Genomic DNA, 26,160 nt, shown 5'->3' with positions numbered 1-26,160 from the left:
GGCTTACCCGCCCGCCGGAGTAGGAGCAAGACTGGCAATCTCGCTCGCGCGCTGTCGCACCAGATCGTCGGAGCCGAAGCCATACCGCGCCCAGCCAAGCGCCTGGTTGCGTTCGGCTCGCGCCTCTGCTGTCCGGCCCTGAAGTTCCAGCGCCTCGGCCCGCATCAGCATCAGGGTCGACAGCAGCGCCGCGTTCTCGGCCGCGCGCACCGCCGGAAGGCTCTCGTCCACCAGCCTCAGCGTCGCTTTCGCCTCGCCCGCGCTCAACGAGAAGGCGCCGAGCTGCATGGCGACATGGGCGGCCTGAATCTGGGTGTCGGGAAGCGTGCGATAGATGTTCGAGGCCTCGATGAAGGCGGCCAGCGCCTGGTCCGGGGCCTGATTGAGCGACAGCCGACCATAGGCATAGAGCGAGAACGCCATGCGCGTGTCGCGCCATCCGGCGGCGCGGGCAAGCTCTACCGCGCGGCGGGCCTGTTCGCGACGATGGGCCGGCGCACCACGGGGCCCGAGCGCATCCTCGATCGCCTCGATCCAGATATGCGGCGTGGGCGGCGCGGGCGGCGGTCCGCTGCGCTGCCCGGCCGGGTTGAGCCGGGCGAGGATCGAGGGCAGCGCGTCGGCCACCTGCGCACGCCCCATCCCGTTGGCCAGTGCCTTGTCATAGGTCACCCGCAGCATCAGCATGTCGAAGCCGGTCAGAACGGTGTGGAAATTATCGTCGTTGAAGACTGAATCCGGCAGCCGGTAAAGGTCGTTGAGTGGGCCGAGCGCTTGGGCGATTTCTTCGTGCAGGCAGTCGCGCGCCTCCTGCGGGCTGACATCGCCGGGCAGGAAGACGGAAGCCACCTCGCGGCTCTGAAGCGTCGTCCAGTCGACCTTGTCCGAGCGGCGCGCCTTGCGGAACTCCTCCCAGCCGCGCACGCGCGGGACGACGAAACAGGCCGCCTGGGGCACCGCGCGCTGCAATTCCCGGCTGGTCAGGACCTCGACGATGATCGCGGCTTCCTCGCCGGGACGCGCGGCGCGAACCGGCAGGCCCGCCTCGCGCTGAAGCCGTCCGATCAGCCGTTCGAGGTCGCGGCGCAGAGACGGCGCGGCATTGCCGCGAAGCTCCAGCGGTATATCACCCTCGAACCGGGTCAGCCGCGGAATCTCGCGCCCGCTCTCCAGCTCGAAAGTCAGTTCCAGGAAATCGCCTGCCAGTTCACGATTGCTCCGCACGCTGGGCGTGGCGCGCGTGGCGGCAAAACTCTGCATCGGCGGCAACGCGCTGAAATCCGTCGTCCGGCGTTGCGCAATATCGGCAGAGGGTTCCGGCGCACAGGCCGCCAGCACCAATGTGAGCGCGGCCGCCCCGAGCGCGCGCAGCCTCACGAGAGCCTCCGGTCATAGCCGATAAAAGGGGTCAGCGTTCCGACCCGGTCATAGAGCTGGCGCGCGCCGGCGTCGAACTCCTGCGTCAGCCAGCAGACCGAGGGGCAGCCTTGATGGTCCTGCGGATCCGACGACAGCAGCCGGGACAAGGGTGTTTGATAGACCTCCTCGCTGACGGAAGTCTCGTAAAAATCGAGATAGCCGGTCCACAGCCGGCACCACTCCGTTTCGTCCCCTGCCTCGATGGGACGAACCGTCAAATCTGCTCTGTCGGACATGTTTTTTTCGGTCCTTGTTATGCGGCGAGGCTACAGCGGGCCCGATTCGGCGTGAACCGTTTTGCGCCCTTGCCGCGTTAACATTCAGGGGAGCGTTGCAGGGCTGCCTCTGTTCCCGTGCGCATTGACTCTTCGGAAGGGGAGGCGCAGAGGCGGTGAAAACGCGAGGACGAGCATGCAGCGCAAGGACAGGATCGACACATTCGGCGCTCTCGCCCTCATCGGGTTTTCCGCGTTCCTCGGCTTCAACCAGGTCATCATCAAGGTGGTGAACGAGGGGCTGCAGCCGGTCTTCTGGGCCGGGCTGCGCTCGCTCGGGGCCGTTCCCTGGATCTGGCTGCTGATGCGGCTTCGCGGGCGGCGCCCCGATCTGCGCCGGGAGACATGGGGCGGCGGTCTGTTGCTCGGGCTCGCCTTCTCTTTCGAGTTCGTTTTCCTGTTCCTGGCGCTGGACCTGACCACGGTCACGCGCAGCTCGGTCATCTTCTATTCGATGCCGGTATGGTTCGCGATCATGGCGAATTTCCTGCTGCCCGGCGAAAGGCTTACCCGGAACCGCTTGGCGGGCCTCCTGCTAGCGTTTGCCGGCGTCACCTGGGCGATTGTGAACCGAGGCGGCGGCGCTGGCGAGGCAAGTCTTGCCGGCGATCTCTGCGCGCTTGGCGGGGCGATCTCCTGGGCGGCAATTGCGCTCATCGCGCGTGGCACGAAAATCGCCGGGGTCGATGCCCAGACGCAGCTTCTCTGGCAAGTGGGCATTTCCGCACCGATCCTGCTGGCGATCTCGCCGCTATTCGGGGAGTTCCTGCGCGATCCGCAGCCGATCCACTGGTGGGGCCTGGGTGTACAAATCGTGTTCGTAGTCTCGGTCGGTTTCACCGTCTGGCTCTGGCTGCTCTCGGTCTACCCACCGGCCTCGGTCGCCGCTTTCAGCTTTCTCACACCGATCTTCGGCGTGAGCATGGGCTGGCTGATCCTCGGCGAAGACATCCAGCCGGGATTGATCGGAGCGCTGGCGCTGGTGATTGGCGGGCTGGTCCTGATCAACCGGCCGCGACGGCATCAGGTGCCACAGAAGGTGCGGTGAACCCGCTCCTCTTCGAGCGGCGGGCGGGCGAGATCGGCCAGATCCTCGGGCAGATCATCAAACGGCCGGGACAGCGCCGCGACCAGTCGCGTCGTTGGCGCAAGGTCCCCTTCCAGCGCCGCCGCAATCGCCTGCTCCACCCGGTGGTTGCGGGCAATGATCGCCGGGTTGACCTGTTTCAGCCGCGCTTCAAGCGCCTCCGGTTCGGGTTCACGGGCCAGTCGCGCGCGCCAATCCGCCTCCCACTGGTCAAAGGCCGTGGGATCGGTGAACTGGTCCCGCGCCTCGCCCGTGGCAAGGGCGCGGAACGTGTTTGTGAAATCGGCCTGCCCCTCGGCCATCCGCTGCAACAAGCCGGCCACCAACGCATCGTCCTCCGGCTCCTCGGTCACAAGCCCGATCTTGGCTCGAAAGGTGGCGCTCCAGTTTTCCCGCAGCAGGTCGGGATAGCGTTCCATCGCCGCCTGCGCCGCCTCAAGCGCGGCGTCCTGATCCGCATCGACCAAGGGTAGCAGCGCGCTGGCAAGCTGGGCGAGGTTCCAGCCGAGGATCTCCGCCTGCCGGCCATAGGCATAGCGCCCACCATGGTCGATGGAGGAATAGACCGTCGCCGGGTGGAACGTATCCATCATCGCGCAAGGGCCGAAGTCGATGGTCTCGCCGCTGATCGCGGTGTTGTCCGTGTTCATCACGCCGTGGATGAAGCCGATGCCCAGCCATTGGCAGACAAGCCGCGCCTGGCTGGCGATAACGGCATCGAGGAAGGCCAGCGGTCCGTCCGCCTGTGGAAAGTGGCGCTCGATCGCGTGATCGAGAAGCGCGGCCAGCGCCTCGGTATCCCGTCGCGCGGCGAAGAACTGGAAGGTGCCGACGCGTATATGGCTGGCGGCCACGCGGGTCAGCACGCCGCCGGGCAGGTAGGCCTCGCGCCGCACATGCTCGCCGGTGGCGGTGACGGCCAGTGACCGGGTTGTCGGGATGCCCAGCGCATGCATGGCCTCTGAGAGGATGAATTCGCGTATCACGGCCCCCAGCGGCGCGCGCCCGTCACTTCCGGGGCGGGAAAACCCGGTGAGGCCAGAGCCCTTGAGTTGAATATCCCGCCGCGCGCCATTCCGGTCGATCACCTCTCCCAGAAGGATCGCCCGCCCGTCGCCCAGAACCGGCGAGAAGCCCCCGAATTGATGTCCGGCATAGGCCTGCGCCAGCGGCTCCGCGCCCTCGGGCACGCCATTGCCCGACAGGAAGGCCACGCCTTGCGCGGATTGCAGCGCCTCAGCGTCAAGCCCCAGTTCCTCGACCAACCCGAGGTTGAGCAGCAGCAATTCTGGGGCCTTCACCGGCACTGGCGCCTGCCGCATGAAAAACCGGCCGGGCAAGCGGGCATAGCTGTTGTCGAAAGGGATCTGAATGGTCATTGGCGCGCTCCTGTCCCTTGCAGATAGGCGAAGGGGCGGCATCTATCCAGCCCGAGGCCGCAATAGGCGCCCCGCTCAGTGGCCGGACAGCGCCTTTGCTAGTCGCGGCAGGCGGGCCTTTTTCAGCAATTTGCGCAGCTCATGCGGCGCATCGTCGATCTGCTCGGCGCGGGCAAGCACGCGGGCGGCGACCTTTTCCAATGCTGCCGGGTGCTCGAGCCAGAGCTGATAGAGAAACCCGTCCGGCTCGGCCCGCTCCAACCCTTCCTCGAAAAGGGTGTGGCGCGGAAAATCCTTGCGGTTCAGCGTCACGATCACGTCGGCGGAACCGGCAATTGCGGCGGCCAGAACGTGTATGTCGTTCTCATCCGGCAACCACAGGCGTTGCAAGTCACCATCTCGCGGCGCAATGCAGGCTTTCGGCCAGTTGGCCCGGGCAACCGCGATCTCGCCGCGCGCCTGCACCTCGTCGAGCGGACCACGCCGCGCCGCTGCCCGCGCCCATTCCTCCAGCAGCCGCTCAGACCAGAGCGGGGTGTACAGCCCCTGCCCGGCCGCCCCGAGCAGCATCTCCCGCATCACGGTCGGGTAGAGCACGCAGGCGTCGAGCAGCGCGCGCATCAGGGCGCGAGCCGGAAGAACAACACCTTGAGATAGCCGCTCTCGGCCAGTTGCGGCAGCATTGGATGATCGGGGCCGGCATAGCCGGTGCGCAGCAGCTGCGACCGGCGCCCGCCCCGCCCGATGCCTCGGGCCGAGGCGTTGCGGAACTTCGTCAGATCCGCTGCATGCGAACAGGAGCAAAGGCCGAGATAGCCGCCCGGCGCCACCAGCGGCGCGGCGAGTCGCGCGACACGCTCATAGGCGCGCAGTCCGGCATCGAGCGCCTGACGCGAGGGAGCAAAGGCGGGCGGATCGCAGATCACGAGGTCGAACTGCGCTCCCTCCCCGGCCAGCGCTTCCATGGTGGCAAAGGCATCGCCCTTGCGCGTGCTCAGCCTGTCGCCCATGCCCGCGGCGCGCGCCCCGGCCTCCGCCAGTTCCAACGCCGCGGACGAGCCGTCCACGCAGGTTGCCGAAACGGCGCCCGCGGCCAGCGCGGCCAGGCCAAAGCCGCCGACATGGCTGAACACGTCCAGCACCCGCGCGCCATTGGCGAGGCGGGCGGCGAAGGCATGGTTGGGCCGCTGGTCATAGAACAATCCCGTCTTCTGCCCGCCCAGAAGGTCGGCCATGTAGATCGCGCCATTCATCGGCACCTCGATCGGCGCATCGACATTGCCCATCAGAACCGCCGTCTCCTCCGGCAGCCCTTCGAGCCCACGCGCCCGGCCCGTGCCATTCTTGACGATGGTACTGCAACCGGTCACCTCGACCAGCGCCGCGGCGATCTCGTCGGTCAGACGATCCGCCCAGGCGGCATTGGGCTGCAACACGGCCGCGTCGCCAAATCGGTCGATCACCACGCCCGGAAGCCCGTCGGCCTCGGCGTGAACCAGCCGGTAATAGGGGGCATCGTACAGGCGCTCCCGCAGTTCCAGCGCGCGGGCGATCCGCCCGGCCAGCCAGGATCGGTCGATCACAGCCTCTGGGTCGCGGTCGAGCATCCGGGCGATGATACGGGAATCTGGCGTCACGGCGACGACCCCCATGGGGCGGCGCTCGGAATCTTCAAGCCGCGCGATGCTGCCCGGGGCCAGCGCCTTGGTGCGCCGGTCGGTGACAAGCTCGTCGCTATAGACCCAAGGGAATCCATGGCGCATGGCGCGCGCATCGGCCTTGGGGCGCAGGCGAATAACGGGGTGTGTGTCTGTCTGATCGGTCATACGACCGACCTAACCGTTGCGCGACAGGAGGGAAAGGGAGAAGCCGCTCAGTCGCCTTTATCCGTCGTCCGGATCAGACGGCGTGACTGGCAGCGCGTCGAAACGGACGGGCGACGAAGCGGCCGGTGGCGAGCACAAGGCGCGCAAAGACAGCGGCACGTTGCCGGGAGGCTTCGGTCTGGATCTGGTGCAGGTGCAGTTGGGTATCGTTCATTGGTCTCTCCGCGCGTTTCTGGTCGGCCATAATTCTCCTCTCCCTGAGCCGGGTGATACGTGCGGGACCAGTCTTGGGCCAGCGCGCTCTTGGAAACTCCGCCTTGCAGGCTCATCATGGCCGCGATAGCGAGACAGAAGCCAAGTGCGTGTGGCAGTATGTAAAGGTCGAGGAAGAATTGACCTGTTAGCGCTAACGTGCTAGTTCGCGACCAATCAGGAAGGAGCGAGTCCCATGAGCCTCAACCCCACCGTCGCAAAGGTGACAGACCGCATTATCGAACGGAGCCGCGGAAGCCGGGAGCAATATCTCGACCAGATGCGCGCAGCGGTGGAGAAAGGGCCGGCACGGGCGCACCTGACATGCGGAAACCAGGCGCATGCCTATGCCGCCATGGGCGTGGACAAGGAGGCGCTGGCCGCCACCCGCGCGCCCAATATCGGGATCGTGACCGCGTATAATGACATGCTGTCGGCCCATCATCCCTTCGAGCACTACCCGGAACTGATCCGCAAGGCCGCCCGCGCGGCGGGCGCGACGGCGCAGGTCGCCGGCGGCGTTCCGGCCATGTGCGACGGGGTCACCCAGGGACAGGCGGGCATGGAGCTGAGCCTGTTCTCGCGCGATGTGATCGCCATGTCGGCCAGCGTGGCGCTGAGCCATAATTGTTTCGATTCCTCGATCTATCTGGGCGTTTGCGACAAGATTGTTCCCGGCCTGGTGATGGCCGCGGCCTGTTTTTCACATCTGCCAGCCGTCTTCCTGCCCGCCGGCCCGATGCCGAGCGGCATTCCCAATGACGAGAAAGCCAAGGTGCGCCAGCAATTCGCCGCTGGAGAAGTGGGGCGCGACAAGCTGATGGAAGTCGAGATGGCCTCTTATCACGCTGCGGGCACCTGCACCTTCTACGGCACCGCCAATTCCAACCAGATGCTGATGGAATTCATGGGACTGCACCTGCCGGGCGCGAGCTTCGTGACGCCGAATACGCCCCTGCGCGATGCGCTGACCGAGGCAGGCGCGAAACGCGCGGTGGAGATCACCGCGCTTGGCAATGAATTCACCCCGGCCGGCGAGGTGCTCGACGAGCGCGCCTTCGTCAATGGCATTGTCGGACTGATGGCAACGGGCGGATCGACCAACCTGTTGCTCCACCTGCCGGCCATGGCCAGGGCGGCGGGCATCCATCTGGCCATGGACGATTTCGCCGAACTGTCGGAGGTGACTCCGCTTCTGGCCAAGGTCTACCCGAACGGATTGGCCGACGTGAACCATTTCCATGCTGCCGGCGGGCTTGGCTACATGATCGGCCAACTGCTCAAGGTGGGGCTTTTGCATGACGACACCCGTACCGTCGCGGGCGAAGGTCTGGCCCTCTACACCCGCGAGCCAAAGCTGCGCGACGGCGAACTGGTCTGGGAGGACGGCGCGGGCGAGAGCCTCAACGACAAGATCCTGCGCCCGGCCTCCGACCCGTTCCAAGCGTCCGGCGGGGTGAAGCAGCTCAAAGGTTCGCTCGGCCATGGTGTGATGAAGGTCTCGGCCGTGGCCCCGGAGCGCCGCGTGATCGAAGCCCCCGCACGCATCTTCCACGACCAGGGGTCGGTCAAGGCGGCCTTCCAGGCCGGCGAGTTCACCGAAGATACCGTGGTGGTGGTCCGTTTCCAGGGCCCGGGCGCGAATGGCATGCCCGAGTTGCACAACCTGACGCCAATTCTGGCCGTGCTGCAGGAACGCGGACTGAAAGTGGCGCTGGTCACCGATGGCCGCATGTCGGGCGCCAGCGGCAAGGTTCCGGCTGCCATCCATGTCAGCCCCGAGGCCGCAAAGGGCGGGCCGCTCGCGAAGCTGCGCGATGGCGACCGCGTGCGGGTGGATGCCAAGGCGGGAAGCCTGGACGTGCTGGAATCCGATTTCGACAGCCGCTCGCCCGTGCAGGTAGACCTGTCGGCCAATACACATGGCATTGGGCGGGAACTGTTCACCACGTTCCGCGCCAATGCCGGCCCCGCAACCGAAGGCGCCTGCTCGGTGCTGTGACGCCTGCGGCATCGAAACCGGTTGACCCCGTTCGGCCCGCACCCTCTTTGTGCACGCGCCCTGACAGAGCATATTCCCGGCCTCTCCCCTGCCGGATACGAAAGGAAATTCGATGACCCCTCAGGAAGCCTCCCTGAAGTCCGCCGAAATCTGCCAGCTCGCGCCCGTGGTGCCGGTGCTGGTGATCGATGACGCCTCCAAGGCCCGCAACCTGGCAGAAGCGCTCGTCTCGGGCGGCCTGCCCGCGCTGGAGATCACCCTGCGCACCCCCGCGGCCCTCGACGCCATCCGCGAGATGAGCAAGGTCGAAGGTGGCGTCGTGGGCGCTGGCACGCTGCTTACCCCCGAAGATGTCCTGGCCGCCAAGGAAGCCGGCGCGCTCTTTGGGGTCTCGCCGGGCGCGACCGACCGTCTGCTCGACGCCTGCGAAGATGCCGACCTGCCGCTGCTGCCCGGTGCCGCCACGGCCACCGAGGCCATGCGCCTGCTCGAACGCGGCTACACCGTGCAGAAGTTCTTTCCCGCCGAAGCAGCCGGCGGCGCGCTTGCGCTCAAGGCCATCGGCGCCCCCCTGCCCCAGATCAAGTTCTGCCCCACCGGCGGTGTCTCGCTCGCAAATGCCATGGACTACCTGAGCCTGCCCAACACGCTTTGCGTCGGCGGCAGCTGGATCGCTCCCAAAGACAAGGTCATTGCAGGCGATTGGGACGGCATCCGCGAACTTGCCAGCGCGGCGGCTGCACTGAAATAGAAGCGATATATCCGGCTGCGCCGATACCAGTGGATCGGTGCAGCACATCCGTCCAAATCGTTTGAGCCGGTGGCCGAGGCTGGACGCGGGCTTTGCCCCCAGCGCTCTTGCGAGCGCTTCCCCCAGGATATTTGATGAAAGAGGAAGTCCAAATTGGCGTCCTTTCATCTTTCCGGAAAATACCTCCGCCGGAGGCACGATCCGCAGGATCGATCTCGCGCACGGAGCGCGCGCGCCCGAAAGATCTCGAACTCCGCAAAGGTGCCCATTCGGATCTGGGAAATCTGCAGGTAGAGACTCTACTGTCCGCGCCGGCCCCGCCAGCCGCCACGTCGTGCAGCCGGGCGCCCCTGTGCCAGCCCTTCCCTCAGCACCGCGCTCATCGGATGATCCGGCGCGGGGTCGGCATGGCGCGCGACCAGTGCTGCGATAGCTTCCTGCGCGGCGACACCCTCGGGCAGGGACAAAGCCCAATCCATGAAGATCGAACGGCATTCGGGCGTGCCGATCCCCTCGATCCGATAGGCCTCTCCGATCAATGCCTTGGGATCGTACCGATCACCTTTCATGCCATTGCCTTTCCGCCGATTTCCGTGCGCTCCAGCGCCGCGTCGATGATCTCGGCAGAGACCGCCCGCCGCGCCGCGAGTTCCGCCATCAACGCGTCGAGATCCTCCAATCCGGTCTCGCGGGCAAGCACTTCCTTCGCGCCCTGTCCCAGCGTTTCCGGATCGAGCGGCCCATCTACCAGCAGGCGCCCCACGCTCTGCACCGACCGCGCCATACGGTAGGTCGCCGTCAACTGCTCCGCTTCTGCCTTGCTCAGCCACCCGTGGCGCGCCGCCGCGGCCAATTGCGGCGGGGTGCGCCGGGCATGCGCCGATGTCAGCAGCGCGCCAGCCTGCGCCAGCAATTCGATATCCTGCATCCCGCCGGGGCCGCGTTTCACGTCGAGCGGGCCTTGCTGGCCCTTGGCCTCTGACAGCCGGCGGCGCATGTCACGCACGTCCTCCAGTACCTTGGCCAAATCGCGGCGCTGCTCCAGCACGGAGAGGCGCACCGCCTCGATATCGTCCTTGAGGCCCAGTGAACCCGCGACCGGCCGCGCCCGTGTCAGCGCGAGATGTTCCCAGGTCCAGGCCTCGTTCTTCTGATAGCTCTCGAATGCGGAGAGCGAAGTCGCCACCGGCCCCTGCTTGCCCGAAGGCCGCAGGCGCATATCGACCTCGTAGAGACGCCCCTCGGATGTCGGCGCGGTGATGGCCGTGAGCACCGCCTTGGTCAGCCGTGCGTAATATTGCACCACCGGCAGCGGGCGCGGGCCATCGGACACCTCGGCATCGCCCGCATCGTAGATCATGATCAGGTCCAGATCGGAGCGGGAATTGATCCACCCCGCACCGAGCGAGCCCATCCCGACAGCGACCCCGCCCCGTCCGGGCATCCGGCCATGTTTATGGGCGAAATTCTCGACGACCGCCGGCAGCAGCGCGGTCAGAACCGCCTCGGCCAGATCGGCATACTGGCGCCCCGCTTCGGCGGAATCGACGATACCGCGCAGCAGGTGAACGCCGACCCGGAAATGCCATTCCTTGAGCCAGCGGCGGGCGACGTCGAGCTGTTCCTCGTAATCATCGGTCTCTTCAAGCAGCCTCCCGAGCGCTACGCAAAGCTGCAGCTTGCCGGGCCAGGGCGCGAAGAAACTGCCGCCGATCACCGCGTCCAGCACGCCGGAGTTGCGTGACAAGTAGCTCGCCAGCGCCGGCGCAGTGGAGGCGATATCGACGATCAACGTCCGCAGATGCGGGTTGGCCTCGAACATGGAGAAGAGTTGCACCCCCGCCGGCAGGCCCGAAAGGAACCCGTCAAAGGCCGAGAGCGCCTCGTCGGGGCGCGGAGCCGCGTTCAACCGCGCCAGCAGGTCCGGCTTCAACCGCTCGAATATCTCGCGTGCGCGTTCGGAGCGCAGCGCTGGATAGCGCCGCCAGCGCGAGACGATCTCGGGCTCCTCGGTCGGCGCCGAAGCTCCGCCTCGCTTCTTCCCGGGCGCGAAAAAGCCCTCCGCGGCCTCGCGCACCTCGACCAGCCGCTCGGCGATGCCCGCCTTGAATGCCGCCGTGTCGCCCTGCCCGCACATGCGCGCGATGCGGTCGAACCCTTCCGCGCTCGTGGGCAGGGCATGCGTGCGCGCATCGGCCACCATCTGCACCCGGTGCTCGATCTCGCGCAGGTAGCGGTAGTGGTCGGTATAACGCGCTGCCAGACGGTCCGGAATCCAGCCCGTCTCGGCCAGTCGCGCCAGCGCCGGCACCGTGCCACGCAGGCGCAAGCTCGCATCGCGCCCCCCGGCGATAATCTGGCGGGTCTGGGTGAAGAACTCGATCTCGCGAATGCCGCCCGGCCCCAATTTCAGGTTGCGCCCCTCAAGGCTCCCGGTCTCGTGCAGACCCTTGTGCTCCTTGATCTTCAGCCGCATGTCATGCGCGTCCTGGATCGCCGCGAAATCGAGATGGCGGCGCCAGATGAAGGGCCGCAGCCGCTCCAGGTAGGCCGCCCCCGCGCGGATGTCGCCAGCGCATGGCCGTGCCTTGATATGCGCCGCCCGTTCCCAGGTGCGCCCGACCGACTCGTAGTAGCGCTCCGCCGCCTCCATCGCCAGGCAGACCGGGGTCACGGACGGGTCTGGCCGCAGGCGCAGGTCCGTGCGCCAGACATATCCCTCGCCGGTGATATCGCTCAGAAGCGATGTCATCCGCCGCGTCGCCTTGATGAAGCCGGATCGGGCCTCGAGGAAATCGCCCGTCTCGTACCGGCTCTCGTCGAAGAGCATGATCAGGTCGATATCGGAGGAGTAGTTCAGCTCATGCGCGCCCATCTTGCCCATGGCCAGTGCCACCATGCCGCCCGCTTGCGGCAGGTCGTCCAGCGTCTGGCCCGGAAACTTGCCGCGTTCCAACTCGCGCTCCAACACTGCCTTCATCGCAAGGTCCACCGAGAGATCGGCGAAGTCGGTCAAACCGCCGGTCACCTGCTCCAGCGACCAGACCCCTGCCAGGTCCGCCAGCCCCGCCAGCAACGCCACGCGGCCCTTGGCCTGCCGGAGCCCTGTCTTGAGTTCGGTCTGTGACATTGGCCGCAAGCGCTCATACTCGGCCGCAAGCACCGCGCCGGGATCCTGAAAGAGCGCTTCGGCCAGCCAATCCGAGTGCCGTGCCATGAGCCCTCGCAGGTAGGAACTGCACCCCGCCGTTCCCGCGAGCACCTCGCGCATTTCCGGCGGCAGCTCCGCGAACAGGACCTGTGCATCCGAGCCGGCCTCGGCATCGAAAGGAATGGGGGAGCGGGTGATCCGGGCAATGAAACTCATGCAGGTTTGATGGACCGCAACGCCGCGCCGGTCAATGACGTGGCGCTTGCCGGGGCACGCTCTCAGGGGTTACATCGCCGCGGCAGGAAAAGAGGATGCCATGAGCAAGAGCCTGAAACGGGTCCGCGCGGCCCTGGAAGCCGCCGGAGTCGCGCATGAATTGCGCGAGATGCCCGACAGCACCCGCACCGCGCAACAGGCCGCCGACGCCGTCGGCTGCGCGCTGGACCAGATCGCGAAATCCATCATCGTCGAGGGCGAGCGGAGCGGCACGCTCTCGCTGTTCGTCACCGCGGGTGGCAACCGGGTCTGCACCGATCGGATCGCGGAGCTGCTCGGCGAACCGACCCACCCGGCCTCCGGAAACCGCATCCGGGAGGTGACCGGTTTCGCCATCGGAGGCGTCTCCCCGATTGGCCACAAAACCCCGATCCGCGCCTTTTTCGACCCGCGCCTGACCATGTTCGACACCGTCTGGGCCGCCGCCGGCACTCCGCGCCATGTCTTCGGCATCGCGCCCGAGGCATTGCGCGCGACCTGTGACGGCGAGACGGCGAGTTTCGTCGAAACCTGACGCGGGGATCGCTGACCGGTCGCACGGCAGGAGTCCCGATACCGCGCCGGATTCCTCGTCAAAGAAAAATGTAAAATCTTTTCACATTGCCTATTGAACCCGACCTGCAATGCTCCCATCTTTCGCAATGTGAAAGGCATTCACATTATTTCGAAACGAGGAGTACAAGGATGACCACCGCAACGCATTTCACCAACCCGTCCTGGTTCGCCCGGGCCGAAGGCTGGATGGACGACCGCGGCAAAGGGGCCTGGATCGCAGCGATGATCCTCGGCTTCATCTTCTTCTGGCCGCTCGGCCTCGCCCTTCTTGCTTACATGATCTGGAGCAAACGCATGTTCAACGGTTCCTGCCGCAGCGCCCGCCGGGCGCATCACCGCAACTACCACGCCGCGATGAAGACCAGCGGCAACTCCGCCTTCGACGCCTACAAGCAGGACACCCTGCGTCGGCTCGAAGAGGAACAGGAAGCGTTTGAATCCTTCCTGCAGCGTCTTCGCGACGCCAAGGACAAGGCCGAGTTCGACGCTTTCATGGAAGACCGCACCAATGCGGCCCGTTCCACCAGCGTCGATGCGCCGACCGACGAAGCTCGGCCGGCCTGACCAGACCCTCCAGTGGGCGCCCGATCACGGGCGCCCCTCCCAAGGCGGCGCATGAAATTCCTCATGCGCCGTTGCAATGCAAAAGTGGATGATACAGATGAGCGACATGATCGCGCCCTATCCCGGCCTTCCCGACCCCGACCGCAATGCAGAGTTCTATGCCGACATCCCCGTCAAGCGGGCGATCGCATGGGTCGTGGATGCGCTCATCGTCTTTCTGCTGACACTACTGGTGCTGCCCTTCACCGCCTTTACCGGACTGTTCTTCTACCCGTTTCTGTGGCTGGTCGTCAGCTTCGTCTATCGCGTCCTGACCATCTCCGGCGGCTCGGCCACGCTCGGGATGCGGCTGATGTCGGTGGAACTGCGCACCTGGCGGGGCGAACGTTTCGGGCTCGGGGACGCGTTCATGCACACCCTGCTCTATTCGCTCTGCCTGTCCTTCCTGATCCCGCAATTGATCTCGATGGGCATGATGCTCACGACCGCACGCGCCCAGGGTCTGCACGACCTCGCCCTCGGCACCGCCGCGATCAACCGTGGCCGCTGGTAAGCTTCCGGACAAACGCGCGGAACATCGCGTATCGCCTTTTACCTTCGGCGCGACGCCGGGAAACGGTGAAAGGCGATACCGCTTTTCTTGAAATGAGGCGGGAAAGAAGGCGTCAAACGGGGGTTGGCGATGCTTTCAACCCCTGTTACGGTTTCATCAACTATTCGGCCTCACATGAGCGCTCATGCGTCATACACTTCCACTTGCGCCGCAATTCTACGTGACGGCCCCACAGCCATGCCCGTACCTTGCCGGGCGGATGGAACGGAAGCTGTTCACCGCCTTGCAAGGCGAGCATGCCGAGACGCTGAACGACTCGCTGTCCAAGCAGGGATTCCGCCGTTCGCAAAACGTTCTCTACCGCCCCTCCTGCGCCGATTGCACCGCCTGCCTCTCCGCCCGCATCCGGGTGGAAGATTTCCAGCCGAGCCGCAACCAGCGCAAGACGCTGAAACGGAACGCGGCGCTCAAGCGCGAAGCAACTTCGCCCTGGGCCACGGATGAACAATATGCCCTCTTCCGGCGCTATCTCGACAGCCGCCATGCCGATGGCGGTATGGCCGACATGGATGTGTTCGAATTCGCCGCCATGATCGAGGAAACCCCGATCCGGTCCCGTATGGTCGAGTATCGCGAACCGGGGCTGGAGGAAACGGAAGGGCCGGAAAGCGATCTCGCTGCCGTCTGCCTCACCGATGTGCTCGATGACGGGCTGAGCATGGTCTACAGCTTCTATGAGCCCACGCTCACCCGCCGCTCGCTCGGCACCCATATTATCCTCGACCATGTGGAGATCGCCCGTTCCGCCGGGCTTTCTTACGTCTATCTTGGCTACTGGGTGCCCGGCAGCCGCAAGATGGGCTACAAGGCCAGCTTCGACGCGCTGGAAATCTACAAGGCCGGACAATGGCAACCGATCGGAGCGCCCACCGACCACGACTCGGAAACCCACCCGCTCTCCGTCGACCCGATCGCCGAACAGGTAGCCCGGATCACCCTGCCCGACACCCGCCCGACCGGCGGTTGAAATGTAGTTTCTTTCAGCTGTTTCGCTTGTCGCACCGGACTACGACGAAGCCCTCGCGTTTTATTGCGATGCGCTCGGCTGTGAGTTGCAGGAAGACATCCCACTGGGATCGACACTCTGGGTGACCGTCACTCCGGCAGGCGGGCAGTGTAAAATGGTTCTTGTCCGTGCAGCAAGCCAGGATTGGGAATCAGACGGGTGGCCGGGTTGGGTTCTTCCTGACAACGGATGTTTTCGCGCGCGACCACGCGGCGATCAAGGTAGCGGGCGTAACATTCCACGAAGAGCCGCAGCATGCGGCCGTATGGCATCGTCGCCGCCTGGGAAGACCCTTTCGGCAACCTGTGGGATCTGATCGAACCTTCGCGTTAACGGGCTGTGTCCTCGGTCGCCCCGAACCAGTGCTTGTGCATCCGGCGTAGGAAGTCATCCGTTAGCGGGACCCCGGCTTCTTCACCAAGGACCGCGTCCACGTCACAGTGGGGACAAAGGGCGGTCTGTCCCTGATCCACCCATTCGTTAATTGCCGCAGGTTCAAAGATCGACCCGCAATAAAAACATCCGCAACGCGTGCTGAACTGGAGTTCTGCCCGATGTCCCGCTGAATGCCGGTGAGCGATTTCGATGTCATGGATCATTGGACGGTCCCTTCTTGCAGAGTTCTTGCTCTCCAATCCGAGAACTCTTCAAGAAACCAACCTTGCGCGGCACACAACCATGGTCGCCTATCCACCTATTAACCAGACGAACAGCTTTCTGGGACGCACATCGAAGAAGGATGTCTCCCCGGCGCCACACCCTTCGCGACAGTCCCCGTACCCATCCGTCCGAACAAATGTACCTTCGGCAAGGCGCCCTGGTTTCCTCGAGAAACAAAACGGGTGCCCGCATAGCCCTGCCTGTTCCGATAGACCTGCGAACCCGATCTGTTCCAGATCAGGCTCGGCAAGATCGTCACCACCGACGAGAACAGCCAAAGTAGCCCCAGCCCCGCAACCTGGATCAGCACGAAGGGGACCACGCCGCGATAGATATGGCCCGGGCGAGCGCCTCCTCCGCAAGCCCCAAGACATCCTCCTTCCTCACATCTCCCCACCGGAGGCACGATTCAAGGGATCGTTCCCGTCATCCGGGCTGTCGATCCAGGTCGCTGCGGATCGATGCAAATATTCGACACAAACGCACCATCGGAGGAGCAATGACGCAGGTCATGGCTGACCTTACGTAAGTCGCGTAACCTCATCTCGGGAAGGAGGTGTCGCCGTGACGTCCGGGATGGGGAAGTTCTTGCTCGTGGCGCTTGTCGCGATGTCCTGCGCGTTCACCTTTCTCGCGGCGAATGGGGCGCCCCTCGCTTGCGGGACGCCGCTCGTGCGTGTGGACACCGAGGATCGCACGCTTCACGCCCGGATCTGCGAAATCGTGGCATCAGCCCTTCCAATGCTCGATGGCTGCCACCTGAAACTGACGAAGCCGGTGACAATCACCTTCTCGGACAATCTTGAGAATGCCCACGGATCCTGCTTCGGTCTCTTCCATCCGGACAGGAAACAGGTAGAACTTCTGACACCAAGAGCATTTGCGCAGGCGCATGACAAATCGGAGTCCTGGCACGCAATACCCTTGGCCGAGCATTTCGATGCCATTGCCTTGCACGAATTCGTCCATGCATTGGTCGACCAGACAGCAGTTGTTGAACGCTCTTGCACCGCAGACGAAGAGTACATTGCCTACGCAATGCAGATCGAAAGCCTTTCGGATGCGACCAGATCCAGATTGCTGAAAGCGGTCGACGCATCTCCTCCGATCGCCATGGAAGAGATCAACCCGCTCCTTCTGGGATTCGCACCGCCCTCCTTCGCGGTGAAATCATGGCTTCATTTCTCGGAGCCAGGAAACGGATGTGACTTCGTCCAGAAGCTCATGCGCGGAGACGTGACCCTGTGGCTCTATCCGGAGTAGGTCCCGAACCGCGGCGCAACAGATCTGCCCCTCAGGACGCAAGAAGCGGGGCCCCGAAGAGCCCCGCCTGTTCCGGTACGCCTGCGAACCCGATCAGTTTCCGATCAGGCTCGGAAGGATCGTGACCACCGAGGGAAACAGCCATAGCAGTCCCAATCCCGCAACCTGGATCAGCACGAAGGGGATCACGCCGCGGTAGATATGGCCCGTCGTGACCTCCTTTGGCGCCACGCCGCGCAGGTAGAACAGCGCGAAACCGAAGGGCGGTGTCAGGAACGAGGTCTGCAGGTTCACCGCGATCATGATCGTCACCCATTTCGGATCCATCGTGCCGCCATAGATGACCGGCCCGACGATCGGGATGACGATGTAGATGATCTCCAGGAAGTCGAGCACGAAGCCCAGCACGAAGAGCACAAGCATCACGATCAGGAAGACGGTGATCTCGCTGTCATAGGAGCGCAGGAATTGCTGGATATAATGCTCGCCGCCGAAGGAGATGACCACGAGGTTCAGCAACTGCGAGCCTATCAGGATGGTGAAGACCATCGAGGTCACCTTGGCGGTTTCGCGCACCACCGGCTTCAGCACCCCCTTCGCGAACAGCACGTAGCAGGCATAGAAGATGCCGAACATCGCATAGAGATAGGTCGCCTGGGCAACGAGGTAGCCAATCCAGTTCTCGACGGCCACGTGTTCCTGGTGCACCCGCAGGTCAAAATTCACGCCGACGAGGATCATGATGATGATCGCGAACGTGGCCCAGATGATGATCTTTCCCTTGCCCTCATCCTCTGCCAGACGCCGGTAGGCCGCCAGCATCAGCGCCCCGCCCGCACCAAGCGCTGCAGCCGGCGTCGGGTTGGTGATGCCGCCCAAGATCGAGCCCAGAACGGCGACGATCAGCACCAGCGGCGGAAAGACGACCCGCAGCAACTCGTTCTGCGCGAGCATCCCCGCCGCCGAACGGCAGCCATAGAGGACCATCGCGAGCGGAATGGCGAGCAGCAGGATCGTCTGCCCCGGAGTCGTGAGCGGATTGATGAAGGCAGCATCCACGAGCAGCGCCAGCACGACCCCGGCCCCGCCGATCAGCAGGTCGCGCGGGTTGCCCGAGGGCGACACGCCGCGCGCCGTGGTCAGCACCAGCGAAAGCAGAAGGAAAGCGGTCACGATGGAGCCCGACAGGATCGGCGCATTGGCGACCTTCTCGGCCCGCGCGGCGGCGATTTCCTCTGCACTGAGCTTGCGGCTCTGTTCCACGCCGCCGGCCTCGTCGATGGCGGCCTGCTGGGCAATGGCCGTGTCCCATGCCTCCTGCCCATGCAGATCGATCATCGCCGCCTGGCATTGCGGATCGACATTCGTGCGCAGGCTGGCGGTCTTCCCGGCATCCGAGAAGGTGTCCACCGTCACGTTCTGGCTGCCGATGACATTCATCGAGGAGAGGAAGATCGTGCCGCCGATCAGCAACACCGGCACGAAGAGGAACCAGGTCAGCGCCTCGCCGCGCGATCGCGGCTCGCCGCTGCCCGCGTCCATCGCAACGGGCGGCGCCTTGGAGGGGTTGAGGAGCGCATAGCCGAGCGCATAGGCGCCATAGAGCACCGCAAGCAGGATGCCCGGCACCAGCGCCGCCTGGAACAGCGTTCCAACCGAGACGACCGCCGGCTCGCCGAGATAGGTCAGCGCGTCTGAGCAGCCCAAAAGCTGCGCGCGCTCTTCCTGGGCGGCGGAATAGAGGTCGCCCGCCAGCGTGCCCAGCAGCACGATCACGATGGAAGGCGGGATGATCTGCCCCAGCGTGCCCGAAGCTGCGATCACGCCTGTCGCCAGCTCGGGCGAGTAATTGTTGCGCAGCATGGTCGGTAGGGCCAGCAGGCCCATGGTTACCACGGTCGCGCCGACGATCCCGGTGGAGGCGGCGAGGAACGCGCCCACGACCACGATGGAGACCGCCAGGCCGCCCGGAAGCGGCCCGAAGACCTTGGCCATCGTCGTCAGCAGGTCATTGGCGATCTTGGAGCGCTCCAGCGTGATGCCCATGAGCACGAACATCAGCACTGCCAGCAGCGTTTCGATCGAGGCACCGGCCAGCACGCGCTCGTTGATCCGGTTGACGATGAAACTCAGGTTGCGGTCAACCGCCTGTTCCCAGCCGCCCGGGAAAACCGACACGGCCTCGCGCGGCAGGTCTGGATATCGGAAGATCGAGATCGCGTCCGCAGCCACGCCCGTACTGACAATCGCCCTGTAGGCATCCGACGACGTGTCGATGGCCTGGTGGATCAGCAGCCCCGCCGAGTCGAGCGAAGCGATGATGCCAAAGGAGATGATGGCGGCGCCGCCGATGGCAAAGGCCACCGGGAAGCCGGAGAGAATTGCGCCAAAAAGGCACAGGAAGACGATGATCAGGCCGATTTCGACCCCGTCGAGTCCAAGAAACATCTGCCCTGCCCCTTAGTGGATTTCTGCGACCAACTCGGCGTCTCTGTCGCCCAGCTTGTCCTTGTCGAGATGCTTGTTTTCGCTTGCCGGCCCTTCCTTCCATTCAAGGTAGGAACGGTAGAAGAAGGCGATGGCCTGCAGGAAGACCAGCCCGGCAAAGGCCACGAGCAACAGCTTGAAGAGGAAATAGGCGTTGAAGCCATTGGGGGAGAAACCGATGGTCTCCACGTTCCACTTCACGATGCGGGATTTCTTGAGCATCAGCTCCAGCTTGTCGGAGGCCGAGATCTTGGGCGTGATCAAGTGGCGCCACATGAAGAACCAGCTATACATCCAGATCAGCGTCGCCATCGGCATCATGAAGATGATGGAGCCGACCATGTCGATGATCTTGCGGGTGCGGTAGCGGACGGTGGCATAGATCAGGTCCACGCGCACATGGCCGCCCTGCACGAAGGTATAGGTGGCACAGAGCGCCACGATCATGGCGTTGTAGAGCTTGAGCTCTTCCGACCACCAGGAAACGTCGAAGGTGATTGCGGTGCCGAAACCGAGGGAAATCTGGCTCGCGGCGAAAACCCGCTGCATGAAGACGATAACGATCTGCTGCAACACCATCAGCAACCCTGCCCAGGCGGCGATCCGCCCGACCGTGTTGGAGAGCGTCTCCAACCCGATCACCATGCCCCAGAGCACCTTGTTATAGACAAGGCCGATCGCGGTGATCGTCAGGAAAGCCGTGAAAACGACGAAGAAGAACTCGACCGATCCGCCGTAATAGGCGAAGCGCATGATCGCTTCCTTGTTCGACCAGTCCAGCCACAGGCCCGGATGCGTGATCGCATAGAAGAAGTTGTAATAGGATTCGATGATGTTTGCGGCGATCCATCCGATGAAGGAGCCGCTCCACGCCTCGACCAGTCCCATGGTCTGTCCCCCGAAAGGTTCCGGCGTCGCGGGTCACGCGACGCTCGGAATAGAAATGGCAGGCCCGCGATGGGCCTGCCTGTCGTGTGACGATGCCGCGATCAGCCGAGGATACGGTCGCGCTGCTTGCGGTAGGCGCCTTCGGAGGCGTCGATCCAGGAGGAGGACTCGCGCATGGACTTCTCGACGCTCGCACGGATGCGGGCAAAGATCTCGTCATCCATGTACTCGTCCAGCGTGGCCTTGGCGGCAACGCCCATTGCGTCCCAGACGGCGTCGTTGAAGTTGAGCACCTTGACGCCACCAGCCTGCAGACGCTGCAACGCCGCGCCGTTGTTGTTGAGGAACTGGGCGAGGTTCCACTGGTGCGCCTCGGCCGCGGCGATCTCGATCACCTTCTGGTGGGCGGGAGAAAGGCCGTCGAACACTTCGCGGTTCGTGGCCAGCGAGAGGCCCGCGCCCGGCTCGTGGAAGCCGGCGGTGTAGTAGATCTTGGTGATCTCGAAGAAGCCGGCCTTCTCGTCGGCCCAGGGGCCGATCCACTCGGTGCCGTCGATCGCGCCCGAGGCGAGTGCCTGGTACACTTCGGCGCCGGGGATGTTCTGCACCGAGGCACCCATCTTGCCGAGCGCCTGACCGCCCATGCCGGGCATGCGGAACTTGAGGCCCTGGAAGTCCTCGGGGCTGTTGATCTCCTTGCGGTACCAGCCACCGGCCTGCGCACCGGTATTGCCGGCGAGGAAGGACTTCAGGCCGAAGAGCTCGCCGAGCTCGTCATGCATCGCCATGCCTTCGCCATGGTAGTACCAGTTCACCAGCTCCTGTGCGGTCATGCCGAAGGGCGCGGCGGTGAAATACTGGTAGCCCGGATGCTGGCCGGTGAAATAGTAGTCGGCGGCGTGATACATGTCGGCCTGGCCGGCGGTCACGGCGTCGAAGACTTCAAAGGCCCCCACCAGCTCGCCGGCGGCCTTGATCTCGACGGTCAGGTCGCCATCGGTCATCGCGGTAATCGTCTCGGCACAGCGCTGCGCGGCGTCGAAGACGCCGGCGAGGCCGCGGCCCCAGGATGTGACCATGGTCAGGGTGCGCTTGCCTTGCGCGTAGGCCGGAGCGGCCAGAGCAGTTGCGGCGGCTGCGGAGCCGCCAAGTGCCGAAGTCTTCAGAAAAGAACGACGATCCATGAGTGTGTCCTCCCGTTGGTACTATGGAGCCCGCCTTTTGGCAGGCGGATCGTTTCCAGTGGACCGGACGTTATCGGCCTCGTCACCCGGAGCAAATACCGACAAGTGCGTAGACGGACCGGTTTTGATCAAAAAACGGCAGAATTCGCACTAACCTTGCGTGCATTGATGGCTGCACGTGCAGCATAAAATGCGCGCGGCGGCATTTGACCTTGCGTCATGTGGAGCGCGAAACCCGTTTTGGATCGAATCGCCCCCGGCAAACGCGGCACGGCCTGCGCCAACAGCTTGCATCCGCAGCCGGGCTGAGCGTAGGTTTTTCACCACCTGACAGCCGGGATGGAGAACAAACTGCCCGAAGAAACGACATTTCAGCGCCTGCGAGACCGGATCCGGCTCAGCTATGCCCAGAAGATCTTTCTTCTGGCGACTGTTCCGCTCATGCTGGCCATGGCCGCCATCTCGGTATTGGTGGCATTGCAGGCGCGTTCGCTGGCAGACCGGGAAATCGCAGAGCTGGAAAACCGGCTGATCGCGGCCAAGCGGACAGAATTGCAGAACTATCTCGCGCTTGCCCGCAACGCGATCTCCAAGGATTACGGCCGCGCGCTGCCCGATGACGAGGCCGCCAAGGAACGCGTTATCCAGACCCTTGCCGCCATGATCTATGGCCAGGACGGCTATTTCTTCGTCTTCGACTACGACGGGAACAATCTCGTCGCGCCCCGCCAGACAGAGTTGATCAATGTCAACTGGTCGGGGCTGACCGATTCTGCAGGCACGCCCATCGTCGACGAACTGATCAAGATTGCCCGGCGCGGCAGCGGCTATCACAGCTATCTCTGGCACAAGCCCTCCACCGGCGACGAGGCGCAGATGGTCTCCTACGTGGTTGGTCTTCAAGATTGGCGGTGGGGGCTCGGCACCGGTATCTTCATCGACGATATCCTTGAGACAGTCACCATTGCCAGGTCCGAAACCGAGGCCCGCGTGCGCGAAACCTTCCTCTGGATCGCCGGAATCACCATGATCGCACTGCTGCTGGTGTTCTTCACCGGGCTCTGGCTCAATATCCGCGAGCGCCGGCTGGCCGATGCCAAGCTCAAGGCCCTCACTCAGCGGATCTTCGACACGCAGGAAGAGGAACGCGGCCGCGTGGCGCGCGAATTGCACGATTCCATCAGCCAGATCCTGGTCAGCGTCCGCTACACGCTCGAACTAGCGCGCCGACGCTTGCGTACCGGCGATGAACGCGCCGAGGAAAACCTCGATGCGGGGATCGATGCACTTGGCGGAGCCATTCAGGAGGTGCGTCGGATCAGCCGTGACCTGCGCCCCGGCGTGCTGGACGACCTCGGCCTTGGCCCAGCGCTGCAATCGCTGATCGAGGAGTTTGGCAACCGCACCGGCCTCACGGTGGAGTTCGAGACCGTCGTTTTCCGCAACCGGCTTGACCAGGATGCCAAGATTTCACTCTACCGCGTGGCGCAGGAGGCGCTGATGAACATCGAACGCCATGCCGAAGCGAGCCATGTGAGCCTGCGCGTCTTTGGCCACAAGGGCGGTGCAACACTGCGCATCGCCGATAACGGCCGCGGGATCGCAGCGGCGCGGGCCGCTTCTAGACAAAGCCTCGGATTGGGATTGCGCAACATGCAGGAGCGGATCGAGCAACTCGACGGGACTTTGCGGATCATGAGCACCCGCACGGGAACCATCATTGAGGCGCAGGTGCCATTGACCCATATGCTCGCCCCCGAAAGCGGCACGGATGGCCCAAAATCCGGGAACGGCACGGCCAGGGAAAGGAAAAGCGCATGAGCGAGACCCGTGTATTGATCGTGGACGACCACCCCATGGTCGCCGAGGGGATCAAGGCCATTCTCGAAAGCTACCCCGATATCGAGGTTGTCGGCACGCTCACCAACGGCCAGGAAGCCGTGGACCAGGTGGGGGACCTCGCGCCGGACGTGGTGTTGATGGATCTCAACATGCCCAATGTGAACGGTCTGAACGCCACCGAGATGCTGCTGGAGGACAATCCGGAGCTGAAGGTGCTGATTCTGTCCATGCATGACTCCCCGGAATACATCTCCACTGCGCTCGGCCACGGCGCACGCGGCTACGTGCTCAAGGACGTGCCAACCGAGCGGATAAAGGACGCCATCGACCGGGTGATGGCCGGGGAACGCTACCTGTGCACCGGCGCATCGGACTCGCTCAAGCCCGCCACCGAGAACGGACGCGAACCTCTGACCAGTCGCGAACAGACGATCCTTCTGCAACTCGCGCAGGGCAAGTCGAACAAGGAAGTCGCTCATATCCTTGATATTTCCGTGCGCACCGTCGAAACTCACCGAAAGAATATCAAGCGCAAGCTGGGCATCTCCTCGACCGCCGGGCTGACGCGCTACGCGTTGGAACACGGAGTGCTCCAAGGGACCGGCGCGGGTTTCTGAAGCGGCTTTACCTGCTATTAGTTCCCTGAGCGTATGCAGGCAGCATCCATTCGCAAAACGGACAATCGTGATGCTGCGCGCCCGCCTTTCAAAACTCTCCACTCGTTTCTACGGAATTGTCGCTCTGGCAACCGCGTTGATGGCCATTCTGGCCTATGCCCTCCTAAACCTGGCCGTGGAAAATGCCTACGAAATGCGGAACCTGCATCTGAGAGACGTCTCCGAAACGGCCGTCAGCATGCTCGGAGACCTCGAAAAGGAGGTGACTGCCGGCAGGATGAGCCGTCAGGAAGCACAGGCCGAAGGGCAACGCCTGCTTTCCGATCTGCGGTATGGCGACTCGGGGTATTTCTTCGCTTTCGACAGCAACCACGTGATCGAGGTCTTGCCCACCAAGCCGGAATGGGTCGGCAAGGACAAGTCCGACGTCAAGGATGTCAACGGCATTCCGATCTATGTCGAGCTGGTGAAGGTTGCCCTGAAGGATGGCAAGGGGTCGCTGATCTATCACTTCACCAAGCCGGACTCGGATGTGGCCGAAGCGAAGATCGGCTATGTCGTCCATTTCGAACCTTGGGACTGGATCGTGGGAACCGGGTCGTATGTCGCCGATATCGAGGCCGACCTGGCCCTTCTGAACAAGGTGTCGTTCACTGTTCTGGGTATAAGCCTCCTGGTTCTATTGATTTGCTCCGGCGTTGATGTCCGCAGCGTCACCGCACCGCTCTCCGCGCTGATCAATCGGATGGCCGGAATGTGTGACGGCGACCATGAAACGGATGTGCCCCACACGGCTGCCCGGGGCGAGATCGGCCAGATGGCCCGGTCGATCGATGTCTTCCGACATGCACTCGTGGAACGGGCGCGCCTTGAGCACGAACAGGTCGCCAAGGATGCGGAGCTGGCCCGAGAACGTGAAGAAGCCCTTCAGCACAAACTCGACATGGAAGCGCAGCAGGCCCAGGAAGCCGAGCAACGTCGCGCGGACGAGGCGCGCCATCAGGCAGAGCGTGAAGAGCAACGCGCCATGGCAGAAGCGGAACGGGAAAGGAACCGGAAAGAGCAGGCAGGTGTCGTCGCCTTTCTTTCGCAATCGCTCAAGGGAATGTCGGACGGCGATCTGAGCATTCGCATCGAGCAGGTATTCCTCGCGCCAAGCTGCGTCTGCGACGTCATCCGCGTCACCGCCACGTATGGCGAGGGCAACAATGCCGCCAAGAATGGCCAAGGCGGAGAAACCGACAAGGATGTTGCTGATGATGGTCATGCTGCTGCCCTCACTCGGACAAATCGTTTGGATCAATGTCTTTCGCGTGCCAATTCTCGATCTCGCGGACCTCGTTCTCCCTGATCAGGTCGGAGAGGTATTCGCGGGGCAGGACTTGCCGCCGATACAGATGCTGAAAAGTGTCACATCTTCGACGCTGCGACCGGCGGGTCGGGCTTCACGCATCGCGCCCCAACTCTCCTCGTACTCGACAGGCGACCATTCCAGATCGACGCCAAATTCCGGGTCTGCGTCGTAGAAGCTGAGAATGTCGGGCGCGAAACCGGGCACGACCGATTCGCCCGACCTTCGCCTTTTTGACTCCTGAGGAACCGCAGCGACACGGCTTCTGAATGCGGGCGCTGATCTGAGCGAAATCGCGAACGCCATGGGGTGAAACATCAAGCGCGCGACGGAAGTTATTGAGCGCTACGTTTCCCTGCACCCCGACACGACGGATGCCCTAGAGCGTGTCGCGGCCTATCTGATTCAGGCTTCCCAGATTGGTTGTGATGTGATTCCCTTCTGTTGAGGCAGATATAGGGGTCTCAGATGGGCAAACCACATCCAATAGAGCTACGCGAGCGCGTCGTCGCTTTTGTCGATGAAGGTCACGGGCACCGCGAGGCGGCGCGGCACTTCCGGGTTTCGCCGAGATTTGTGAACGATCTGATTAAGCTGCGGCGGGAAACCGGATCACTGACACCACGACCGCAAGGTAACGGAGGTGGTCACCGCAAACTGGCCGGCGTGACCGGCTGGATTGAGGCGCGCATCGCCGACAAGGGAGAGATCA

General features: G+C 63.9%; 25 protein-coding genes. 12 read left to right on the top strand and 13 right to left on the bottom strand.

Annotation, left to right across the window (positions count from 1 at the left end; genetic code table 11):
- Positions 1–3: 3 nt before the first annotated feature.
- Positions 4–1,371, bottom strand: a complete 1,368-nt coding sequence (locus BLR85_RS18020; protein WP_093159904.1) for a DUF2927 domain-containing protein — start codon at positions 1,369–1,371, stop codon at positions 4–6.
- Between the two features lie 2 nt (positions 1,372–1,373).
- On the bottom strand, positions 1,374–1,655 hold the full coding sequence (locus tag BLR85_RS18015; RefSeq protein ID WP_093159834.1) for a hypothetical protein: 282 nt from the start codon (positions 1,653–1,655) through the stop codon (positions 1,374–1,376).
- Positions 1,656–1,830: 175 nt separating this feature from the next.
- On the opposite strand from BLR85_RS18015, the gene BLR85_RS18010 reads away from it, so the two are divergent.
- The gene (locus BLR85_RS18010; protein WP_093159829.1) at positions 1,831–2,742 is read left to right on the top strand and encodes a DMT family transporter; all 912 of its coding nucleotides are present in this window, start codon (positions 1,831–1,833) and stop codon (positions 2,740–2,742) included.
- On the opposite strand, the gene BLR85_RS18005 is transcribed toward BLR85_RS18010, so the two are convergent.
- From BLR85_RS18005 to BLR85_RS29215, 4 genes are all read right to left on the bottom strand, one after another.
- Positions 2,718–4,160, bottom strand: a complete 1,443-nt coding sequence (locus BLR85_RS18005; protein WP_093159824.1) for a protein adenylyltransferase SelO — start codon at positions 4,158–4,160, stop codon at positions 2,718–2,720. The two genes, BLR85_RS18010 and BLR85_RS18005, sit on opposite strands and share 25 nt — an antisense overlap.
- Positions 4,161–4,235: 75 nt before the next feature.
- Entirely contained in the window at positions 4,236–4,781 is a 546-nt protein-coding gene (locus tag BLR85_RS18000; protein ID WP_093159819.1) for an RSP_2648 family PIN domain-containing protein, read from the bottom strand.
- Positions 4,781–5,986 (bottom strand): RSP_2647 family RNA methyltransferase, encoded by a 1,206-nt coding sequence (locus BLR85_RS17995; protein WP_093159815.1) that lies wholly within the window; start codon positions 5,984–5,986, stop codon positions 4,781–4,783. Before BLR85_RS17995 ends, BLR85_RS18000 begins: the two co-directional genes overlap by 1 nt.
- A 73-nt stretch (positions 5,987–6,059) precedes the next feature.
- Positions 6,060–6,200 (bottom strand): hypothetical protein, encoded by a 141-nt coding sequence (locus tag BLR85_RS29215; protein WP_170844623.1) that lies wholly within the window; start codon positions 6,198–6,200, stop codon positions 6,060–6,062.
- A 234-nt stretch (positions 6,201–6,434) separates the two neighbouring features.
- Here BLR85_RS29215 and edd point away from each other — a divergent pair, with 234 nt between their 5' ends.
- Both edd and eda read left to right on the top strand, forming a co-directional pair.
- Positions 6,435–8,240: a phosphogluconate dehydratase gene (gene edd, locus BLR85_RS17990; RefSeq protein ID WP_093159810.1), complete on the top strand. Its 1,806-nt coding sequence runs from the start codon at positions 6,435–6,437 to the stop codon at positions 8,238–8,240.
- Between the two features lie 112 nt (positions 8,241–8,352).
- Complete coding sequence (eda, locus tag BLR85_RS17985) at positions 8,353–8,991, top strand: bifunctional 4-hydroxy-2-oxoglutarate aldolase/2-dehydro-3-deoxy-phosphogluconate aldolase (protein WP_093159805.1); 639 nt, start codon at positions 8,353–8,355, stop codon at positions 8,989–8,991.
- A 299-nt stretch (positions 8,992–9,290) separates the two neighbouring features.
- Here the strand turns inward: eda and BLR85_RS17980 are convergent, their stop codons facing one another.
- A complete protein-coding gene (locus BLR85_RS17980; RefSeq protein WP_093159800.1) occupies positions 9,291–9,560 on the bottom strand; it encodes a hypothetical protein in 270 nt (89 codons plus the stop codon).
- Positions 9,557–12,358: a [protein-PII] uridylyltransferase family protein gene (locus tag BLR85_RS17975; protein WP_093159795.1), complete on the bottom strand. Its 2,802-nt coding sequence runs from the start codon at positions 12,356–12,358 to the stop codon at positions 9,557–9,559. The genes BLR85_RS17980 and BLR85_RS17975 overlap by 4 nt, the downstream gene beginning before the upstream one ends.
- Positions 12,359–12,458: 100 nt before the next feature.
- Here BLR85_RS17975 and BLR85_RS17970 point away from each other — a divergent pair, with 100 nt between their 5' ends.
- The 4 genes from BLR85_RS17970 to BLR85_RS17955 all read left to right on the top strand — a co-directional run bounded on the left by BLR85_RS17970 (position 12,459) and on the right by BLR85_RS17955 (position 15,117).
- Positions 12,459–12,932: a YbaK/EbsC family protein gene (locus BLR85_RS17970; RefSeq protein ID WP_093159791.1), complete on the top strand. Its 474-nt coding sequence runs from the start codon at positions 12,459–12,461 to the stop codon at positions 12,930–12,932.
- A 170-nt stretch (positions 12,933–13,102) separates the two neighbouring features.
- Complete coding sequence (locus BLR85_RS17965) at positions 13,103–13,537, top strand: DUF2852 domain-containing protein (protein ID WP_093159786.1); 435 nt, start codon at positions 13,103–13,105, stop codon at positions 13,535–13,537.
- Between the two features lie 97 nt (positions 13,538–13,634).
- Positions 13,635–14,090, top strand: coding sequence for an RDD family protein (locus tag BLR85_RS17960; protein WP_093159899.1), 456 nt, complete (start codon positions 13,635–13,637; stop codon positions 14,088–14,090).
- Positions 14,091–14,274: 184 nt separating this feature from the next.
- Positions 14,275–15,117: an arginyltransferase gene (locus tag BLR85_RS17955; protein WP_093159781.1), complete on the top strand. Its 843-nt coding sequence runs from the start codon at positions 14,275–14,277 to the stop codon at positions 15,115–15,117.
- A gap of 128 nt (positions 15,118–15,245) precedes the next feature.
- On the opposite strand, the gene BLR85_RS30370 is transcribed toward BLR85_RS17955, so the two are convergent.
- Positions 15,246–15,428 (bottom strand): hypothetical protein, encoded by a 183-nt coding sequence (locus tag BLR85_RS30370; protein ID WP_342028795.1) that lies wholly within the window; start codon positions 15,426–15,428, stop codon positions 15,246–15,248.
- 952 nt (positions 15,429–16,380) lie between these two features.
- Here BLR85_RS30370 and BLR85_RS17940 point away from each other — a divergent pair.
- Positions 16,381–17,079, top strand: coding sequence for a DUF6639 family protein (locus tag BLR85_RS17940; protein WP_139188442.1), 699 nt, complete (start codon positions 16,381–16,383; stop codon positions 17,077–17,079).
- Between the two features lie 93 nt (positions 17,080–17,172).
- Here the strand turns inward: BLR85_RS17940 and BLR85_RS17935 are convergent, their stop codons facing one another.
- The 3 genes from BLR85_RS17935 to BLR85_RS17925 all read right to left on the bottom strand — a co-directional run bounded on the left by BLR85_RS17935 (position 17,173) and on the right by BLR85_RS17925 (position 21,638).
- A complete protein-coding gene (locus BLR85_RS17935) occupies positions 17,173–19,527 on the bottom strand; it encodes a TRAP transporter large permease (protein WP_093159766.1) in 2,355 nt (784 codons plus the stop codon).
- Positions 19,528–19,539: 12 nt separating this feature from the next.
- Positions 19,540–20,454 (bottom strand): TRAP transporter small permease subunit, encoded by a 915-nt coding sequence (locus BLR85_RS17930; RefSeq protein ID WP_093159761.1) that lies wholly within the window; start codon positions 20,452–20,454, stop codon positions 19,540–19,542.
- A 101-nt stretch (positions 20,455–20,555) separates the two neighbouring features.
- The gene (locus BLR85_RS17925; protein WP_093159756.1) at positions 20,556–21,638 is read right to left on the bottom strand and encodes a TRAP transporter substrate-binding protein; all 1,083 of its coding nucleotides are present in this window, start codon (positions 21,636–21,638) and stop codon (positions 20,556–20,558) included.
- A gap of 339 nt (positions 21,639–21,977) precedes the next feature.
- Here BLR85_RS17925 and BLR85_RS17920 point away from each other — a divergent pair, with 339 nt between their 5' ends.
- From BLR85_RS17920 to BLR85_RS17910, 3 genes are all read left to right on the top strand, one after another.
- On the top strand, positions 21,978–23,459 hold the full coding sequence (locus BLR85_RS17920; protein ID WP_093159752.1) for a cache domain-containing protein: 1,482 nt from the start codon (positions 21,978–21,980) through the stop codon (positions 23,457–23,459).
- Positions 23,456–24,097 (top strand): response regulator transcription factor, encoded by a 642-nt coding sequence (locus tag BLR85_RS17915; protein WP_093159747.1) that lies wholly within the window; start codon positions 23,456–23,458, stop codon positions 24,095–24,097. The genes BLR85_RS17920 and BLR85_RS17915 overlap by 4 nt, the downstream gene beginning before the upstream one ends.
- A 70-nt stretch (positions 24,098–24,167) precedes the next feature.
- A complete protein-coding gene (locus BLR85_RS17910; RefSeq protein ID WP_093159743.1) occupies positions 24,168–25,448 on the top strand; it encodes a cache domain-containing protein in 1,281 nt (426 codons plus the stop codon).
- Here BLR85_RS17910 and BLR85_RS17905 read toward each other — a convergent pair whose 3' ends face one another.
- Complete coding sequence (locus tag BLR85_RS17905) at positions 25,449–25,655, bottom strand: hypothetical protein (RefSeq protein ID WP_093159739.1); 207 nt, start codon at positions 25,653–25,655, stop codon at positions 25,449–25,451.
- A gap of 261 nt (positions 25,656–25,916) precedes the next feature.
- Between BLR85_RS17905 and BLR85_RS29575 the strand changes: the two genes are divergently transcribed.
- Positions 25,917–26,160, top strand: a 244-nt coding sequence (locus tag BLR85_RS29575; protein WP_212635104.1) for a helix-turn-helix domain-containing protein, incomplete at its 3' end; no start/stop codon positions are given.

Source organism: Aliiruegeria lutimaris, from assembly GCF_900099935.1.
GTDB classification, from domain to species: Bacteria; Pseudomonadota; Alphaproteobacteria; order Rhodobacterales; family Rhodobacteraceae; genus Tropicimonas; species Tropicimonas lutimaris.
Note: the sequence above shows the minus strand (reverse complement) of the source record. Positions and strands in the feature narration are given on the sequence as shown.